The organism is Prevotella communis, assembly GCF_022024175.1.
GTDB classification, from domain to species: Bacteria; Bacteroidota; Bacteroidia; order Bacteroidales; family Bacteroidaceae; genus Prevotella; species Prevotella communis.
This window is the reverse complement of record NZ_CP091794.1, coordinates 3081771-3095493: the sequence shown is the minus strand read 5'-3', so window position 1 is coordinate 3095493 and position 13723 is coordinate 3081771. Positions and strand designations below refer to the sequence as shown.

Below are 13723 nucleotides of genomic sequence, written 5' to 3'. Positions count from 1 at the left end.
GTCAATTGGATTACTCCTTAGCGCGAGCCAGGTAAGAACCGTCGCGGGTGTCAACCTGAATCAGGTCGCCCTCGTTGATGAACAGGGGAACGCGAACCTCAACACCAGTCTCCAGAGTAGCGGGCTTCAGGGTGTTGGTAGCGGTGTCGCCCTTGATGCCGGGCTCAGAGTGAGTAACGCGCAAGATGGTCTTAACGGGCATCTCAGCATAGAGGATAGTACCATCGGTAGTGTCAGAAACAACCTCCACGATGTCGCTCTCCTTCATGAACTCGTGACCGATAACCAACTCGTTGTCGATGGGAATCTGCTCGAAGGTCTCCTGGTTCATGAAGATACGGCCAGACTGGTCCTCGTACAGATACTGGTAGGGGCGACGCTCGATGATAACGTCCTCCAGTTTTTCACCAATGTTGAAACGACGCTCCAGCACGCGGCCATCGCTTACATTCTTCAACTTGATAATCATGATGGTGTTGCCCTTACCTGGCTTGCGATGCTGGAAGTCGATGCAAACCCAAATGGCGCCGTCCATGCGAATGGCGGTACCTTTCTTAATGTCTTGTGAGTTAATCATATAAATATAAATAATGTATTTTGTTATTTTCGGGTGCAAAGGTACGAAATATTTCTTAATTCTTGATTCATAATCCATAATTTTTTTGAGAAAAATTTGTGTAATTCAAAAGATTTGTGTAATTTTGCAGCCCGAAATGTGGTGTAGTACCATATTTTTAGTCTGAATAACAACAAAATAAACAAATAATAAAGCAATGAAAAGAACATTTCAGCCGCACAATCGTCGCCGCGTAAACAAGCATGGTTTCCGCGAGCGCATGGCCACAAAGAATGGCCGTCGCGTCCTGGCTTCTCGCCGTGCAAAGGGCCGCAAAAAGTTGACCGTTTCTGACGAGCGTCACGGAAAGTAAACCATTACTTGGTACACGACCGATAGACGGGATGAGGCATCAGGCTTCATCCCGTTTATTATTTATTTACTTTTTTCCTGAAAAAGTATTGTTAATCGGATATTTTTTGTACTTTTGCCATATAAATATGGCGAAGGTACTCATGCTCGACAAAAAAAGAATGAAATTCTTTGTTTTTTTGCTTGCTTAATCGTACCTTTGCAATTAGAAAGCATTAGAAAGAATGAGTATAAAAGAATTTGCAGCGAAAATCAAGGCGCCTATCCTATGGGGAAATCTGTTGGCTATGCTGGTCGTTATTGTCCTCTTGTGTATCGGTGTGATGTGGTGGCTTAACAGCTACACCCATCACGGTGAGGGTATTGAGGTGCCTAATCTATATGGAGTAACTCATAAAGAGGCTGTTCAGAAGTTGGATTCTGCAGGTCTGGTCGTTGTGGTCAACGATTCTTCTTATGTGGAGGGCCTGCCCGCTGGTGCCATTATCCAGCAAAACCCTGCTTATGGCATGAAGGTGAAGAGTGGCCGTATCATTTATGTGACGATCAACTCGCTGACGATGCCGTGTGAAAAGATTCCAGATTTGATTGATAACTGTAGCTATCGTGAGGCTGAGGCTCGCTTGAAGTCGCTTGGCTTTGAGTTGCTTGCACCGAAACTCATTGACGGTGAGAAGGACTGGGTGTATGGCATCCAGTATAGAGGTCGCAGCCTGATGTCGGGCGAGAGTATTCCCCGCGAATCGGAGTTGACCTTGGTTATTGGCAACGGTGCTACAGGTGAGGAACGCGAGATGGAAGAAGTGACCGGCGAAGAGGATGAGTTCTCGGCCGGTGATATTGATGATTTCCTGGAGGTGACAGATTAACATGCGCATGGAAGACGAAATGCTGATTGAGGACGATGAGCTGGAGTTGCTGGAAGGTGAGGAGAAGCCTGATGGCGACCAGGAACTCTATGAACATCTGCGGATCGAGGTAGACCGCGGACAGGTCCCCTTGCGTATTGACAAATACCTGACGGAACACACACAACACTCTTCGCGTAACCGTATTCAGCAGGCTGCTGAGGCGGGTTTCCTCTTTGTTAATGACCGTCCGGTCAAGAGCAACTACAAGGTACGTTCTGGCGATATCATCACTCTGATGCTGGATCGTCCGCATTTCGATACTACGATAGAACCAGAGGATATTCCTTTGGATGTGCGTTATGAGGACGACGACCTGATGGTTATCTATAAACCTGCCGGCATGGTGGTGCATCCGGGATGCGGCAATTTCCACGGAACATTGGTCCACGCTATCGCCTGGCATCTGCGTAATCTGCCAAGCTATGATCCTAACGACCCGCAGGTGGGACTGGTACATCGTATTGACAAGGATACCAGTGGACTGCTGGTGGTGGCTAAGACGCCTGAGGCAAAGTCGAATTTGGGAAAACAGTTCTTCTATCATAACACCCATCGCAGTTATAATGCCCTTGTGTGGGGCAACTTCGTGGAGGACGAGGGACGCATCGAAGGTAATATAGGCCGTGACCCCAAGGATCGTCTGCGTATGGCGGTGTTCCCGACTGATTCGGAAGTGGGAAAGCCTGCCGTGACGCATTATAAAGTGTTGGAACGCTATGGCTACACGACATTGGTGGAGTGTGTGCTTGAAACGGGCCGCACCCATCAGATACGTGCCCATATGAAGCATATAGGTCATCCGCTGTTTGCCGATGAGCGTTATGGTGGTGACCAGATTCTGCGTGGTGAGCGCACAGCTTCGTATAAGGCATATATCCAAAACTGCTTTAAACTCTGTTCGCGTCAGGCGCTTCATGCCCGTACGCTGGGCTTCGTGCATCCTCGTACCGGTGAACAGATGGACTTTACCAGTCCGCTGCCCGATGATATGGGGGCTCTGATAGAGAAATGGCGCAACAGATTGAAAACTCAAGAATTAAAGGAAATAATTTAAGATACACTATGCAACAAATGAAACGCACAATTGCCATCGTCTGTGGTGGCGACTCTTCTGAGCACGATGTCTCTCTGCGCTCAGCTCAGGGTCTTTATTCGTTTTTCGACAAAGAACGCTATAATGTCTATGTGGTGGAGATGAAGGGCACCGACTGGCAGGTATTCCTGCACGACGGTACTACTACCCGTATGACTGTTCACGACTTTTCATTCAAGGAGGACGGAAAAAAACGTACTTTCGACTATGTTTATATCACCATTCATGGCACACCGGGTGAGAACGGCATCCTGCAGGGCTTCCTGGAGATCCTGCACATCCCCTATAGCACCAGTGGCGTGCTGGTTGAGGCTCTGACGTTTGATAAGTTCGTGCTGAACAACTACCTGCGTGGCTTTGGCGTGAAGGTGGCTGATAGCGTGCTGGTACGTCGCGGACAGGAAAAGAAAATCAGCAAGAAGGAGATAATTGACATCGTAGGTATGCCTTGCTTTGTGAAGCCTGCTAACGATGGTAGTTCGTTTGGCGTTTCGAAGGTGGTGAAGCCCGATCAGTTGGCTGCTGCTATACGCAAGGCCAGCCTGGAGAGCGACGAGGTAATGATTGAGCAGTTCCTGGAGGGTACTGAAATCTCTATCGGTTGCTACAAGACGAAGAATAAGTCGGTGGTGTTCCCTGCAACGGAAGTGGTCAGCGAGAATGATTTCTTCGACTACGACGCTAAGTATAATGGTCAGGTGAAGGAGATTACGCCTGCTCGTCTCCCCGAGGATACAGCAAAGCGTGTGGCAGAGATTACCAGTCATATCTATGACATCCTGCATTGTAATGGTATCATCCGTATTGACTACATCATCTCGAAGGACCAGCAGATCTCCATGCTTGAGATTAATACGACTCCGGGTATGACGCCAACCAGCTTCATCCCTCAGCAGGTACGTGCCGCAGGTCTCTCAATGACAGATGTACTGACGGATATCGTGGAAAATCAGTTTTAAGGTATGGTAGAAGGAATAGAGCAGTTTAATGATATCAGGCCCTATGAGCCTGAGGAGATGAAGCAGGCGTTCAATGACCTATTGAACGACCGCCAGTTTAATCTTATCATGAAGGGATTTGCGCCCTGGCTGCCTAAATTTCTTCGTAACGGTTTGCTGCGTCTGGCTTTCATTGGGGTGAAGTCGCCCCTTGATTTCCAGAAGCGGTTTATGAAGCCCGTGGTACAGTATATCATCCGCAAGCATACGGATGGATGTACGTTTGATGACGCAGCGCTAAAAACTAATCATACCTCTCAATTCTTTGCAAGCAAAGCGAACAAGTTCGAGCGCTCACCTCTCAGTTCACAGTTTGACAAGCGCTACACGTTTGTCAGCAATCATCGTGATATCGTGCTTGATTCTGCTTTCCTTGATTTGCTGTTGTTTAAGAATGGCTATCCCACCACAGTGGAGATTGGTATTGGCGACAATCTGCTGATTTATCCGTGGATTAAGCGACTGGTACGTATGAACAAGGCCTTTACGGTTCGTCGTGGACTGACGGCTCACGAGATGTTTGAGAGCAGTCAGCTGATGAGCCGTTATATCCATTTTGCTGTCACCAAGAAGCGCGAGAATATTTGGATTGCGCAACGCGAGGGACGTGCCAAGGACTCTGACGACCGTACGCAGGAGTCGGTACTGAAGATGATGGCCATGGGAGGTGACCTGAAGGAGCTGAATATTGTGCCGCTGACCATCAGTTATGAGTTTGATCCTTGTGATTATCTGAAGGCAAAGGAGTTCCAGCAGAAACGTGATAACCCCGCTTTTAAGAAGAGTAAGCAGGATGACCTTGACAATATGAAGGCGGGCATCTTTGGTTACAAGGGCAGGGTGAAGTATCATTGCGGAACACCTGTCAATCAGTGGATTGATGAACTTAGTGAACTGCCCAAGAATGAGTTCTTTGCTCAGTTGGCGCAGCGCATGGACCGTGAGATTCATCGTGGCTACACGCTCTATCCCTGCAACTATATCGCTTTGGATGAGCTGAATGGGAATACGGAGCAGTGCGCTCACTATACTGTTGCTGACCGTCAGCGCTTTGAGACTTATCTGAATGGACAGTTGGACAAGATTAAACTGGCTGATAAGGATGAGGCTTTCCTGCGTCAGAAGATGCTGGAGATGTATGCCAACCCTGCGATTAATAAGGGTAAAGTGAATAGTGAAAAGTAAATAAGGTAAAGTGAATAGTGAAAAGTGAATAAGGTAAAGTGAATAGTGAAAAGTGAATAATTTGCTACCGCACAATGAGGAAGGTCTTTCATCAGTTTCTGGTCATACTTCTCAGTTCCCAGCTCTCCATTCTCAACTCTTCCTGTACCCAGGATGTCTACGAGAAGGGTGAGGGTGAACTGTCGGCTATGGTAGCGGAGATGGGTGATGGCTTTACGGCCTCTGACAAGAAGGTTACGCGTTTTGTGACCGATGATGGTGTGCAGTTCTCTGTGACTAATCCTTTCTCATCAAACCTGATGCCCAAAGCCGATACGGTTTATCGTGCCATTTTCTATTATGTCAAGGATGGCGATAAAGCTGAGGTGAAAGGACTGAACAGGGTGCTTGTTGTCTCGCCCCATCAGATGAAGGACATGAAGACCGACCCGGTACGCTTTGAGAGTGCCTGGGTGGGAAAGTCGAAACAATACCTGAATCTGTCGCTCTATCTGATGCAAGGCTATACAGAGGATGAGGAGGCTGTGCATAAGATTGGCTTTCGCCGTGATTCACTCTATCAGAATACTGATGGTACCAAGACGCTTCATCTGACGCTTTATCATGATCAGGCAGGAATGCCCGAATATTATTCACAGCGTATCTATGTCAGCGTACCATTGCAATCGTTTGGTGTTGACTCTGTCTGGTTGGATGTCAATACCTACAACGGACTGGTTGAGAAGCGCATCAAGATATAAGGAAAAATAAAAGAGACTGCTTTTACAGGCAGTCTCTTAATGTATTCATATCTTCGTCGGTTGTAGCCCAACTGGTAACGAAGCGACAGATGGTATGATGATTGTCGTATGGGCCCCAGTGGGTAAACTGTACATATTTCTCCAGACGTTGTATCTTCTCGTTGGGCAGAATCACAAACTGCTGGTTGGTTGGCGAGTCAAGGTAGAACTCATAGCCGTGCTCCTGAAACATCTGTTTCATCTGCATGGCTTTCTCTATGGCATGACGGGCCAGTTGGAAATAGAGATTATCAGTAAACAGCGCTTCAAACTGCAGGCCTATCAGTGCACCTTTGGCAATCACGGCACCGTGTTGCTTCTGGATAGAGAAAAAGTGCTTGTGGGCATTACCATGTGTGAATACCACAGCCTCGCCACAGAGGGCACCAATCTTTGTGCCACCGATGTAAAACACGTCGCAATGACGAGCCAGATAGGGCAGGGTGATATCGCATCCCTCAGCCATCAGTCCGTAGCCAAGACGGGCACCATCTATATAAAGAGGTATGTCAAAGTTGCGACAAACCTGATAGATGTCGTCCAACTCACGCGCCGTATAGAGTGTTCCTAGTTCTGTGGGGAAGGTGATGTATACCAGTCCGGGATGCACGGCATGATTCCTGTTACCGTCGGCCATGAAGTCGTCGAGGTATTTCTTCAGCACACGGGCTTCCATCTTACCGTGGTTGTCAGGAAGGGTGATAATCTTATGTTCCGTAAACTCTACAGCACCCGCCTCGTGTACGTTGATATGTCCTGTGCCCACACAGATGACGCCCTCATACTGATAGAGCATAGAGTCGATTGTAGTGGCATTGGTCTGCGTACCTCCTGTGAGGAAGAATATCTGCGCATCGGGTAGTCCGCAAGCCTGGCGGATACGACGCTTGGCTCGCTCAGAGAATTCGTCGAAGCCGTAGGGCGTAGGACGTGCATTGTTGTGTTTTACAAGGGCTTCCAGTACTAAAGGATGCGCCCCGTTATCATAGTCACATTCAAATGAAACCATTTTTTTTAATTAGTTCTTATTTGGTTTTGATATAAGGTATGACAATCCCATTGACAGCGTCAGGGTTCCGAAGATAAAGGCCAGCGACCATACCGTAGGAATCTCAATGTGAGGCATGTTCAGATCATAGCCCAGCCATGCTGCTCCTGCGTTGATATATTCGTTCATCGCCAGCAGCATTTTGATGCCTACGAAGATGAGGATGATGCCCAGTCCATACTTCAGGTAAGTGAAATACTTGGCTACGGCGGCCAGTGCGAAATAGAGTGCACGCAAACCGAGGATAGCAAAGATATTGGAGGTGAGCACGATGAAAGGATCGCGACTCACGGAGAATACGGCAGGAATGGAGTCTACGGCAAATGCTACGTCGGTGGTCTCAATAACCAATAAAGTGATGAATAGAGGTGTTGCTTTTGTGGCGGTAGCAAATTTTATTCCCGACGTTCCGTCGCCTACCCGTTGCCTTTCACTATTCACTTTTACTTTTTCCTTGATAAAGAATTTCTCGCCGTGCATCTGATCGGTGACAGGGAAGAATTTCTTAAACAGTCGTACGATGATGTTCTGCGATGGGTCGCTCTGCTGTTCGTCGTTATGGCTGAACATCTTACCACCTGTATAGAGCAGGAACAGACCGAAGAGACCCAGTACCCATTCAAACTGTTCTACCATCGCAGCGCCGGCAAAGATGAAGATGCTGCGCAGTACCAAGGCTCCAAAGATACCCCAGAAGAGCACTTCATGCTGGTATTTCCTCTCAACGCCAAAGAAAGAGAACAGCATCAGGAATACAAAGAGATTATCCATCGACAGTGATTTCTCTATCAGATAACCTGCCAGAAATTCCATTGCTTTCTCGTGAGGTTCTACGGGATAGAGGAAGTAGATGCCTGCACAGAAGACCAATGACACGCCTATCCAGACGAAAGTCATCTTCAGGGCCTCCTTGATGCTTACCTCGTGTTCGCCTTTCTTGCCGAACATCTTCAGGTCGGCAATCAGCATGATAAATACTAAGACGTAGAACAGAAGCCACGCCCAGAGGGGAAGAATATCCATAATCAATGATTGTTTGTCAATTTTAAAGTGCCTCCAGCATTCGTTTCAGTACTACCGAGCACGAAATCTCGCGGTTGGCAGCCTCGGGGATAACCAACGAGTTCTTTGACTCGATGACGTCGTCGGTCACGATGAGGTTGCGGCGTACGGGCAGACAGTGCATGAACTTGCCGTTGTTGGTCCACGACATGTGTTCGGTGTCTACCGTCCACGAGCGGTCCTCGCAGGTTATCTTACCATAGTCGGCAGGATTGGTGACGCCGGGGTTCGACCAGTTCTTGGCGTAGATGAAGTCGGCACCCTCGAAGGCTTTCTTCTGGTCGTACTCCACACACGCATTACCCACAAACTTCGGGTCGAGTTCATAGCCCTTTGGATGCGTGATAACGAGGTCTACATCCTCGGCAGCATTCATCCATTCTGCAAAGCTGTTGGGCACAGCCTGTGGCAGCGCGCGGCAATGAGGCGCCCAGGTGAGAACTACTTTGGGGCGTTCTACCGTTTTGTGCTCCTCAATGGTAATCAGGTCTGCAAAGGCCTGCAGGGGATGTACGGTGGCTGTCTCCATAGCAAAGACGGGCTTGCCAGAGTACTTGATGAACTGATGAAGCACCGTTTCGGCATAGTCGTACTCGCGGTCGGTGAGACCTGCAAATGAACGTACGCCAATCAGGTCACAGTAGCAACCCATCACGGGGATAGCCTCCAACAGGTGCTCACTCTTATCACCATCCATGATGACGCCACGCTCTGTCTCCAACTTCCATGCACCGGCATTCACGTCGAGCACAATGACATTCATGCCCAGGTTCATAGCTGCCTTCTGTGTGGACAGGCGGGTGCGCAGCGAGTTATTAAAGAATATCATCATGAGCGTCTTGTTCTTGCCCAGATGCTGATACTTGTAACGGTCGTTCTTGATTTCAAATGCCTCAGCCATTGCCTTGTCCAATGGGCCCAGGTCTTGTACATTTATAAAGCTCTTCATAATTCTCAATTATCAATTCTCAATTTTCAATTCTTAATTACGGTCTCGTCTGTCCTTCGCCTTCAATCAGCCATTTGTAGGTGCATATCTCTTCCAGTGCCATAGGACCGCGAGGACCTAGTTTCTGCGTAGAGATACCTATCTCGGCACCCAGGCCGAACTGTGCGCCATCGGTGAATGATGTAGGGGCATTCCAATAGACGCAGGCGGCATCTACCATCTGCTGGAACTGGCGGGCTGTGGCCTCGTTCTCTGTCACGATGCTTTCGCTGTGTCCACTACCGTACTGGTCGATATGAGCGAGTGCCTCTTCCAGTGAGGCAACGGTGCGGATCGCCATCTTATAATCCATAAACTCAGTGCCGAAACTTTCTGATGTTGCATGCTGTAAGAGTGTAGAGTGCAGAGTGTAGAGTGCAGAGTTTGCTACCGCTGCAAAAGCTTTGTCGTCGGCATAGATGATAACGTTCTTTTCCCACAGTGGCTCGACGATGGCTGGCAGGTCGCTGAGGCGGCTCTCATGCACCAGTAGACAGTCCAGCGCATTACATACGCTGACACGACGTGTCTTGGCATTATTGACGATAGCCTTGCCTTTCTCCAGGTCGCCATCCTTGTCGAAGTAGGTGTTTACCACGCCGGCACCGGTCTCGATAACAGGCACACGGGCCGTGTCGCGTACGAAGTCGATGAGTTTTCTGCCACCACGGGGAATGCAGAGGTCGATATAGCCCACAGCATTGAGCATCTCGCCGGTGGCTTCGTGCGTAGCGGGTAGCAAGGCTACCACATCTGTTGATACGCCGTATTTCTCCAGCACCTCATGAATCAGTGCCACCTCTTCACGGTTAGAGCAGTCGGCATCCTTGCCGCCTTTCAGTACGCAGGCGTTTCCACTCTTGAAACAGAGTGAGAAGACGTCGAACGTTACATTGGGGCGGGCCTCGTAGATCATGCCTATCACACCGAAAGGCACGCTTACCCTGCAGAGACGCAGTCCGTTGGGCAGTGTCTTCTGTTTGGTGACATGGCCGAGAGGTGAGGGCAGGGTGGCTACGTTGCGCATATCCCCTGCAATACCTTTCAGTCGGCTGTCGGTCAACTGCAGACGGTCATACAGCGGGTTGCTCTTCTCCATCTTAGCCAGATCCTCAGCGTTGGCTTTCAGGATTCTCTCTTTCTGGGCGATAATGGCATCAGCCACAGCCAGTAATATTTCGTTGCGCTGCTCATCGCTGAGTAAGGCCAGCGTTTTGCTGGCGCGCTTGGTACGTTCAAAAATATCCTTTAGCATGTCTTGAAAATAGTATGTGGTGTGGTGTTGGGCTGTTCCATCAGGTCAACCAGGATGTTCTCACGCTTGCCGTTGGCAATGATGACGCGGATGCCTGAAGCCTGGATCTTAGAGGCAGTGGCATATTTCGACTGCATGCCGCCACGGCCGGCAGAACTCTTCTCGGTCTGGATATACTGTGAGAGGTCTGTGCCGGGCGCTACCTCCTTGATGAGCTGCGACTGTGGGTCGGCGGGATTGCCAGTATAGATACCATCGATATTCGACAGCAGGATGAGCGTGTCGGCCTGCATCATCTGCGCGATAAGACCTGACAGTTCATCGTTATCGGTGAACATCAGCTCCGTTACGGATACGGTGTCGTTTTCATTGACGATGGGGAGGACGCCATTCTCGAGCATCACACGCATACAAGCCTGCTGGTTCTGGTACTGTTCGCCAGGCTGGAAGTTCTCCTTCATGGTGAGCACCTGACCTACATGGATATGATACTCGCGGAAGAGATCGTAGTAGAGGCCGATGAGTTTGGCTTGTCCCATGGCTGAGAATAACTGACGCTGTTCTACGGAGTCGAGCTCATGTTCTATATCCAGTTCGCGACGTCCGCAAGCCACGGCACCTGATGATACCAGGATGACTTCGCACCCTTTGGTGCGCAGCCACGCAATCTGGTCGACGAGTGCCGACATACGTGTGACGTCTAGTCGGCCGTCAGGGCGTGTCAACGCGTTGGAACCGACCTTAATGACTATTCTTCTCTTCATTGTGTATCCTTTTATCGATAAAAAATAACAATCTGCTGCAAAATTACAATTTTTATTTTTAATTTTGCACCCTCATTAAGAAAAAGATTAAGAAAGTACCACTTTTATAATATGTTTGAAGTTATGATAACCCTTTTTGTCATAGTCGTGGTAGGTTACGCGGCAGGCAAACTGAGATATATGGGAGGCGATTTCGACCGTAAGTTATCCAGTCTGGTCATTAACTGGACGTGTCCGGCATTGATTCTTTCTTCGTCTATGACAGGCGATTTGCCCGACCGTCAGTATATCCTGCCGTTGCTGGGTATCAGTGTCCTGACCTATGTGGTGCTGACTGCCCTGGCATGGGGCTTCTCCCGTCTGCTGACCAAGCGCATTGAGCATCGTGGCATCCTTTCTTTTGCCATGGTGTTTGGCAATGTAGGCTTCATGGGCTACCCTGTGGTGGCTTCTATCTTCGGACATCAGGCCGTTTTCTATGCTGCCGTGCTGAATGTGGTCAATACGTTTGCCGTCTTTACCATTGGTACCATGATGATTACCGGTGGTGAGGGCTCCGACCGTGAACGGTTCAATAAGAAGGTTCTATACAGCACGCCGATGTTGTCGGCCTACCTGTCTATGCTGATTGTGGCCCTGGGCATCGACAACATCCCCGGCTATGTCAGTCAGCCCCTGACAATGATAGGTAATATCACCGTACCTGCTGCCCTGCTGATTATTGGTTCGTCTATGTCGCAGCTGCCCCTTCGTGCCTTGTTGGGTACGCCTGTTGTGTATGCCACCACGCTCCTCCGCCTGGCGGTATTGCCTCTGGGTGTGCATTTCCTGTGCCGTGGCCTTGGCTTCGATCCTTTTGTGGCCAATATCAATACCGTGGTGATTGCAATGCCGGTGGCCACCTATGGCACGATTCTCTGTCTGAAGTACGGACGTGATACTACATTAATAGCAGAGTTGACGTTTATCACAACCCTGCTATCAATGCTTACGATACCATTGCTGGTAATTCTCTTCTAAAGCTTATTTCGAGGCATCCTTCTGGCGAATCTCCACGCGGCGTATCTTACCGCTGATAGTCTTCGGCAGCTCATCCACGAACTCGATGATACGTGGGTATTTGTAGGGGGCTGTCTCTTTCTTGACGTGCTGTTGCAGTTCCTTAATCAGGTCATCGCCAGCCTTGTCTTTCCACTCTTTGCCCAGTACTACCGTAGCTTTCACTACCATACCGCGCACATCATCAGGCACGCCGGTGATAGCACATTCCACAACAGCGGGGTGGGTCATCAGGGCGCTCTCTACCTCGAACGGACCGATACGATAGCCTGATGACTTGATGACGTCGTCAATACGTCCCTCAAACCAGTAGTAGCCGTCCTCATCGCGCCAGGCCATATCGCCTGTATGGTAGATGCCGTCGTGCCAAGCCTCGCGGGTCTTCTCTTCATCGCGGTAGTAACCCTTGAACAGGCCTACAGGCTTCTTGTCGCCTACGCGCACCACAATCTCGCCCTTCTCACCATCTTCGCAAGGCGTACCGTCGGCACGCAGCAAGTCGATGTCGTACTGGGCATTGGGAATACCCATTGAGCCGGGCTTGGGCGTCATCCAGGGGAAGGTGCCCAGCGTCATGGTTGTCTCGGTCTGACCGAAGCCTTCCATCATGCGGATGCCGGTCTTCTCGTAGAACTTCTCATAGACGGCGGGGTTCAGTGCCTCGCCGGCCGTGCAGCAGTATTGCAGTGAGCTGAGGTCGTATTTCGACAGGTCTTCACGGATCATGAAACGGTAGATGGTGGGAGGTGCACAGAAACTGGTCACCTTGTATTTCTCCATCTGGCGCAACAGTGTGTCGGCATTGAACTTCTCGTGGTCGAACACGAATACCGTAGCACCGGCAAACCACTGTCCGTAGAACTTACCCCATACGGCCTTACCCCAACCTGTGTCTGCCACCGTCAGGTGCAGGGACCCTTCGTGCAGGTTGTGCCAGAATACACCCGTGGTCAGGTGTCCCATGGCATAGAGGTAGTCGTGTGCCACCATCTTAGGTTCGCCACTAGTACCGCTGGTGAAGTACATGATCATTGTGTCCTCGTTGTTGTTGACGAAGGCTGGACGCTCAAACTTAGGCGCCTTTACCACTTCCGACTGATAGTCGCGGAAACCTTCTGGAATGGGTTTTCCGTGGTCTGTAATGGCGATATACTGCTTCACTGAGGGACTCTCGTTCATGGCCAGCTGGATCTGTCCGGTCACGTAGGGGTCGTCCACGCAGATAATGGCCTTGATAGAGGCACGTGTGTTACGATAGACAATATCATGCTTGGTGAGCATGTGGGTGGCAGGAATCACGATGGCACCAATCTTACAAAGGGCCAGCATCACAATCCACCACTCGTAGCGACGCTTCAGGATCAGCATCACGGGATCGCCCTTGCCAATGCCGAGCGACTGCAGATAGGCTGCAGCCTGGTCGCTCTGCTCTTTCAACTGTTTATAGGTGGCACGTATCTCCTCGCCCTGGTCGTTAGTCCAGAGCAGTGCCAGTTTCTCGGGCGCTTCTTCGGCCCATGCGTCCATCACGTCGTAAGCAAAGTTGAAGTGCTCGGGGATGATGAACTCCAAGTTCTTGTTGTAATCCTCCACTGAGGTGAAGCTCGTCTGCTTCAGGAATCTTTCAATCATTTCTTCTTTCTTTCGTTATAA

At 49.7% G+C, this 13723-nt stretch carries 14 protein-coding genes; 7 read left to right on the top strand and 7 right to left on the bottom strand.

The window, feature by feature from the left end; genetic code table 11:
- Positions 1-10: 10 nt before the first annotated feature.
- Positions 11-577 (bottom strand): elongation factor P, encoded by a 567-nt coding sequence (efp, locus tag L6466_RS12415; protein ID WP_091818822.1) that lies wholly within the window; start codon positions 575-577, stop codon positions 11-13.
- A 196-nt stretch (positions 578-773) separates the two neighbouring features.
- On the opposite strand from efp, the gene rpmH reads away from it, so the two are divergent.
- The 6 genes from rpmH to L6466_RS12385 all read left to right on the top strand — a co-directional run bounded on the left by rpmH (position 774) and on the right by L6466_RS12385 (position 5855).
- Positions 774-929: a 50S ribosomal protein L34 gene (gene rpmH / locus L6466_RS12410; protein WP_091818823.1), complete on the top strand. Its 156-nt coding sequence runs from the start codon at positions 774-776 to the stop codon at positions 927-929.
- 223 nt (positions 930-1152) lie between these two features.
- Entirely contained in the window at positions 1153-1797 is a 645-nt protein-coding gene (locus L6466_RS12405) for a PASTA domain-containing protein (RefSeq protein WP_091818824.1), read from the top strand.
- 1 nt (position 1798) lies between these two features.
- Positions 1799-2893, top strand: coding sequence for an RluA family pseudouridine synthase (locus L6466_RS12400; protein ID WP_091818825.1), 1095 nt, complete (start codon positions 1799-1801; stop codon positions 2891-2893).
- 8 nt (positions 2894-2901) lie between these two features.
- A complete protein-coding gene (locus L6466_RS12395; protein ID WP_091818826.1) occupies positions 2902-3891 on the top strand; it encodes a D-alanine--D-alanine ligase in 990 nt (329 codons plus the stop codon).
- Positions 3892-3894: 3 nt separating this feature from the next.
- On the top strand, positions 3895-5115 hold the full coding sequence (locus L6466_RS12390; protein WP_237802691.1) for a 1-acyl-sn-glycerol-3-phosphate acyltransferase: 1221 nt from the start codon (positions 3895-3897) through the stop codon (positions 5113-5115).
- A 74-nt stretch (positions 5116-5189) separates the two neighbouring features.
- Positions 5190-5855: a NigD1/NigD2 family lipoprotein gene (locus L6466_RS12385; RefSeq protein WP_091818828.1), complete on the top strand. Its 666-nt coding sequence runs from the start codon at positions 5190-5192 to the stop codon at positions 5853-5855.
- A 22-nt stretch (positions 5856-5877) separates the two neighbouring features.
- Here L6466_RS12385 and L6466_RS12380 read toward each other — a convergent pair whose 3' ends face one another.
- From L6466_RS12380 to proB, 5 genes are read right to left on the bottom strand one after another with little or no spacing between them, the layout of a single operon-like run.
- The gene (locus tag L6466_RS12380) at positions 5878-6903 is read right to left on the bottom strand and encodes a threonine aldolase family protein (protein WP_091818829.1); all 1026 of its coding nucleotides are present in this window, start codon (positions 6901-6903) and stop codon (positions 5878-5880) included.
- Between the two features lie 9 nt (positions 6904-6912).
- Complete coding sequence (locus L6466_RS12375) at positions 6913-7965, bottom strand: TerC family protein (protein ID WP_176756887.1); 1053 nt, start codon at positions 7963-7965, stop codon at positions 6913-6915.
- 22 nt (positions 7966-7987) lie between these two features.
- Positions 7988-8953 carry a Rossmann-fold NAD(P)-binding domain-containing protein gene (locus L6466_RS12370; protein ID WP_091818831.1) on the bottom strand — a complete coding sequence of 322 codons (966 nt, stop codon included), beginning with the start codon at positions 8951-8953 and terminating at the stop codon, positions 7988-7990.
- A gap of 37 nt (positions 8954-8990) precedes the next feature.
- A complete protein-coding gene (locus tag L6466_RS12365) occupies positions 8991-10247 on the bottom strand; it encodes a glutamate-5-semialdehyde dehydrogenase (RefSeq protein WP_237802699.1) in 1257 nt (418 codons plus the stop codon).
- Complete coding sequence (gene proB, locus L6466_RS12360) at positions 10241-11011, bottom strand: glutamate 5-kinase (protein ID WP_091818833.1); 771 nt, start codon at positions 11009-11011, stop codon at positions 10241-10243. The genes L6466_RS12365 and proB overlap by 7 nt, the downstream gene beginning before the upstream one ends.
- A gap of 123 nt (positions 11012-11134) precedes the next feature.
- Here proB and L6466_RS12355 point away from each other — a divergent pair, with 123 nt between their 5' ends.
- Positions 11135-12031: an AEC family transporter gene (locus L6466_RS12355; protein ID WP_237802700.1), complete on the top strand. Its 897-nt coding sequence runs from the start codon at positions 11135-11137 to the stop codon at positions 12029-12031.
- 3 nt (positions 12032-12034) lie between these two features.
- On the opposite strand, the gene L6466_RS12350 is transcribed toward L6466_RS12355, so the two are convergent.
- Entirely contained in the window at positions 12035-13702 is a 1668-nt protein-coding gene (locus L6466_RS12350) for an AMP-binding protein (protein ID WP_237794606.1), read from the bottom strand.
- Between the last annotated feature and the right edge of the window lie 21 nt (positions 13703-13723).

Excerpts from the sequence above, each read along its gene's own strand:
- efp (WP_091818822.1), bottom strand. The coding sequence starts at position 577 with ATGATTAACTCACAAGACATTAAGAAAGGTACCGCCATTCGCATGGAC.
- rpmH (WP_091818823.1), top strand. The coding sequence starts at position 774 with ATGAAAAGAACATTTCAGCCGCACAATCGTCGCCGCGTAAACAAGCAT.
- L6466_RS12405 (WP_091818824.1), top strand. The coding sequence starts at position 1,153 with ATGAGTATAAAAGAATTTGCAGCGAAAATCAAGGCGCCTATCCTATGG.
- L6466_RS12400 (WP_091818825.1), top strand. The coding sequence starts at position 1,799 with ATGCGCATGGAAGACGAAATGCTGATTGAGGACGATGAGCTGGAGTTG.
- L6466_RS12395 (WP_091818826.1), top strand. The coding sequence starts at position 2,902 with ATGCAACAAATGAAACGCACAATTGCCATCGTCTGTGGTGGCGACTCT.
- L6466_RS12390 (WP_237802691.1), top strand. The coding sequence starts at position 3,895 with ATGGTAGAAGGAATAGAGCAGTTTAATGATATCAGGCCCTATGAGCCT.
- L6466_RS12385 (WP_091818828.1), top strand. The coding sequence starts at position 5,190 with ATGAGGAAGGTCTTTCATCAGTTTCTGGTCATACTTCTCAGTTCCCAG.
- L6466_RS12380 (WP_091818829.1), bottom strand. The coding sequence starts at position 6,903 with ATGGTTTCATTTGAATGTGACTATGATAACGGGGCGCATCCTTTAGTA.
- L6466_RS12375 (WP_176756887.1), bottom strand. The coding sequence starts at position 7,965 with ATGGATATTCTTCCCCTCTGGGCGTGGCTTCTGTTCTACGTCTTAGTA.
- L6466_RS12370 (WP_091818831.1), bottom strand. The coding sequence starts at position 8,953 with ATGAAGAGCTTTATAAATGTACAAGACCTGGGCCCATTGGACAAGGCA.
- L6466_RS12365 (WP_237802699.1), bottom strand. The coding sequence starts at position 10,247 with ATGCTAAAGGATATTTTTGAACGTACCAAGCGCGCCAGCAAAACGCTG.
- proB (WP_091818833.1), bottom strand. The coding sequence starts at position 11,011 with ATGAAGAGAAGAATAGTCATTAAGGTCGGTTCCAACGCGTTGACACGC.
- L6466_RS12355 (WP_237802700.1), top strand. The coding sequence starts at position 11,135 with ATGATAACCCTTTTTGTCATAGTCGTGGTAGGTTACGCGGCAGGCAAA.
- L6466_RS12350 (WP_237794606.1), bottom strand. The coding sequence starts at position 13,702 with ATGATTGAAAGATTCCTGAAGCAGACGAGCTTCACCTCAGTGGAGGAT.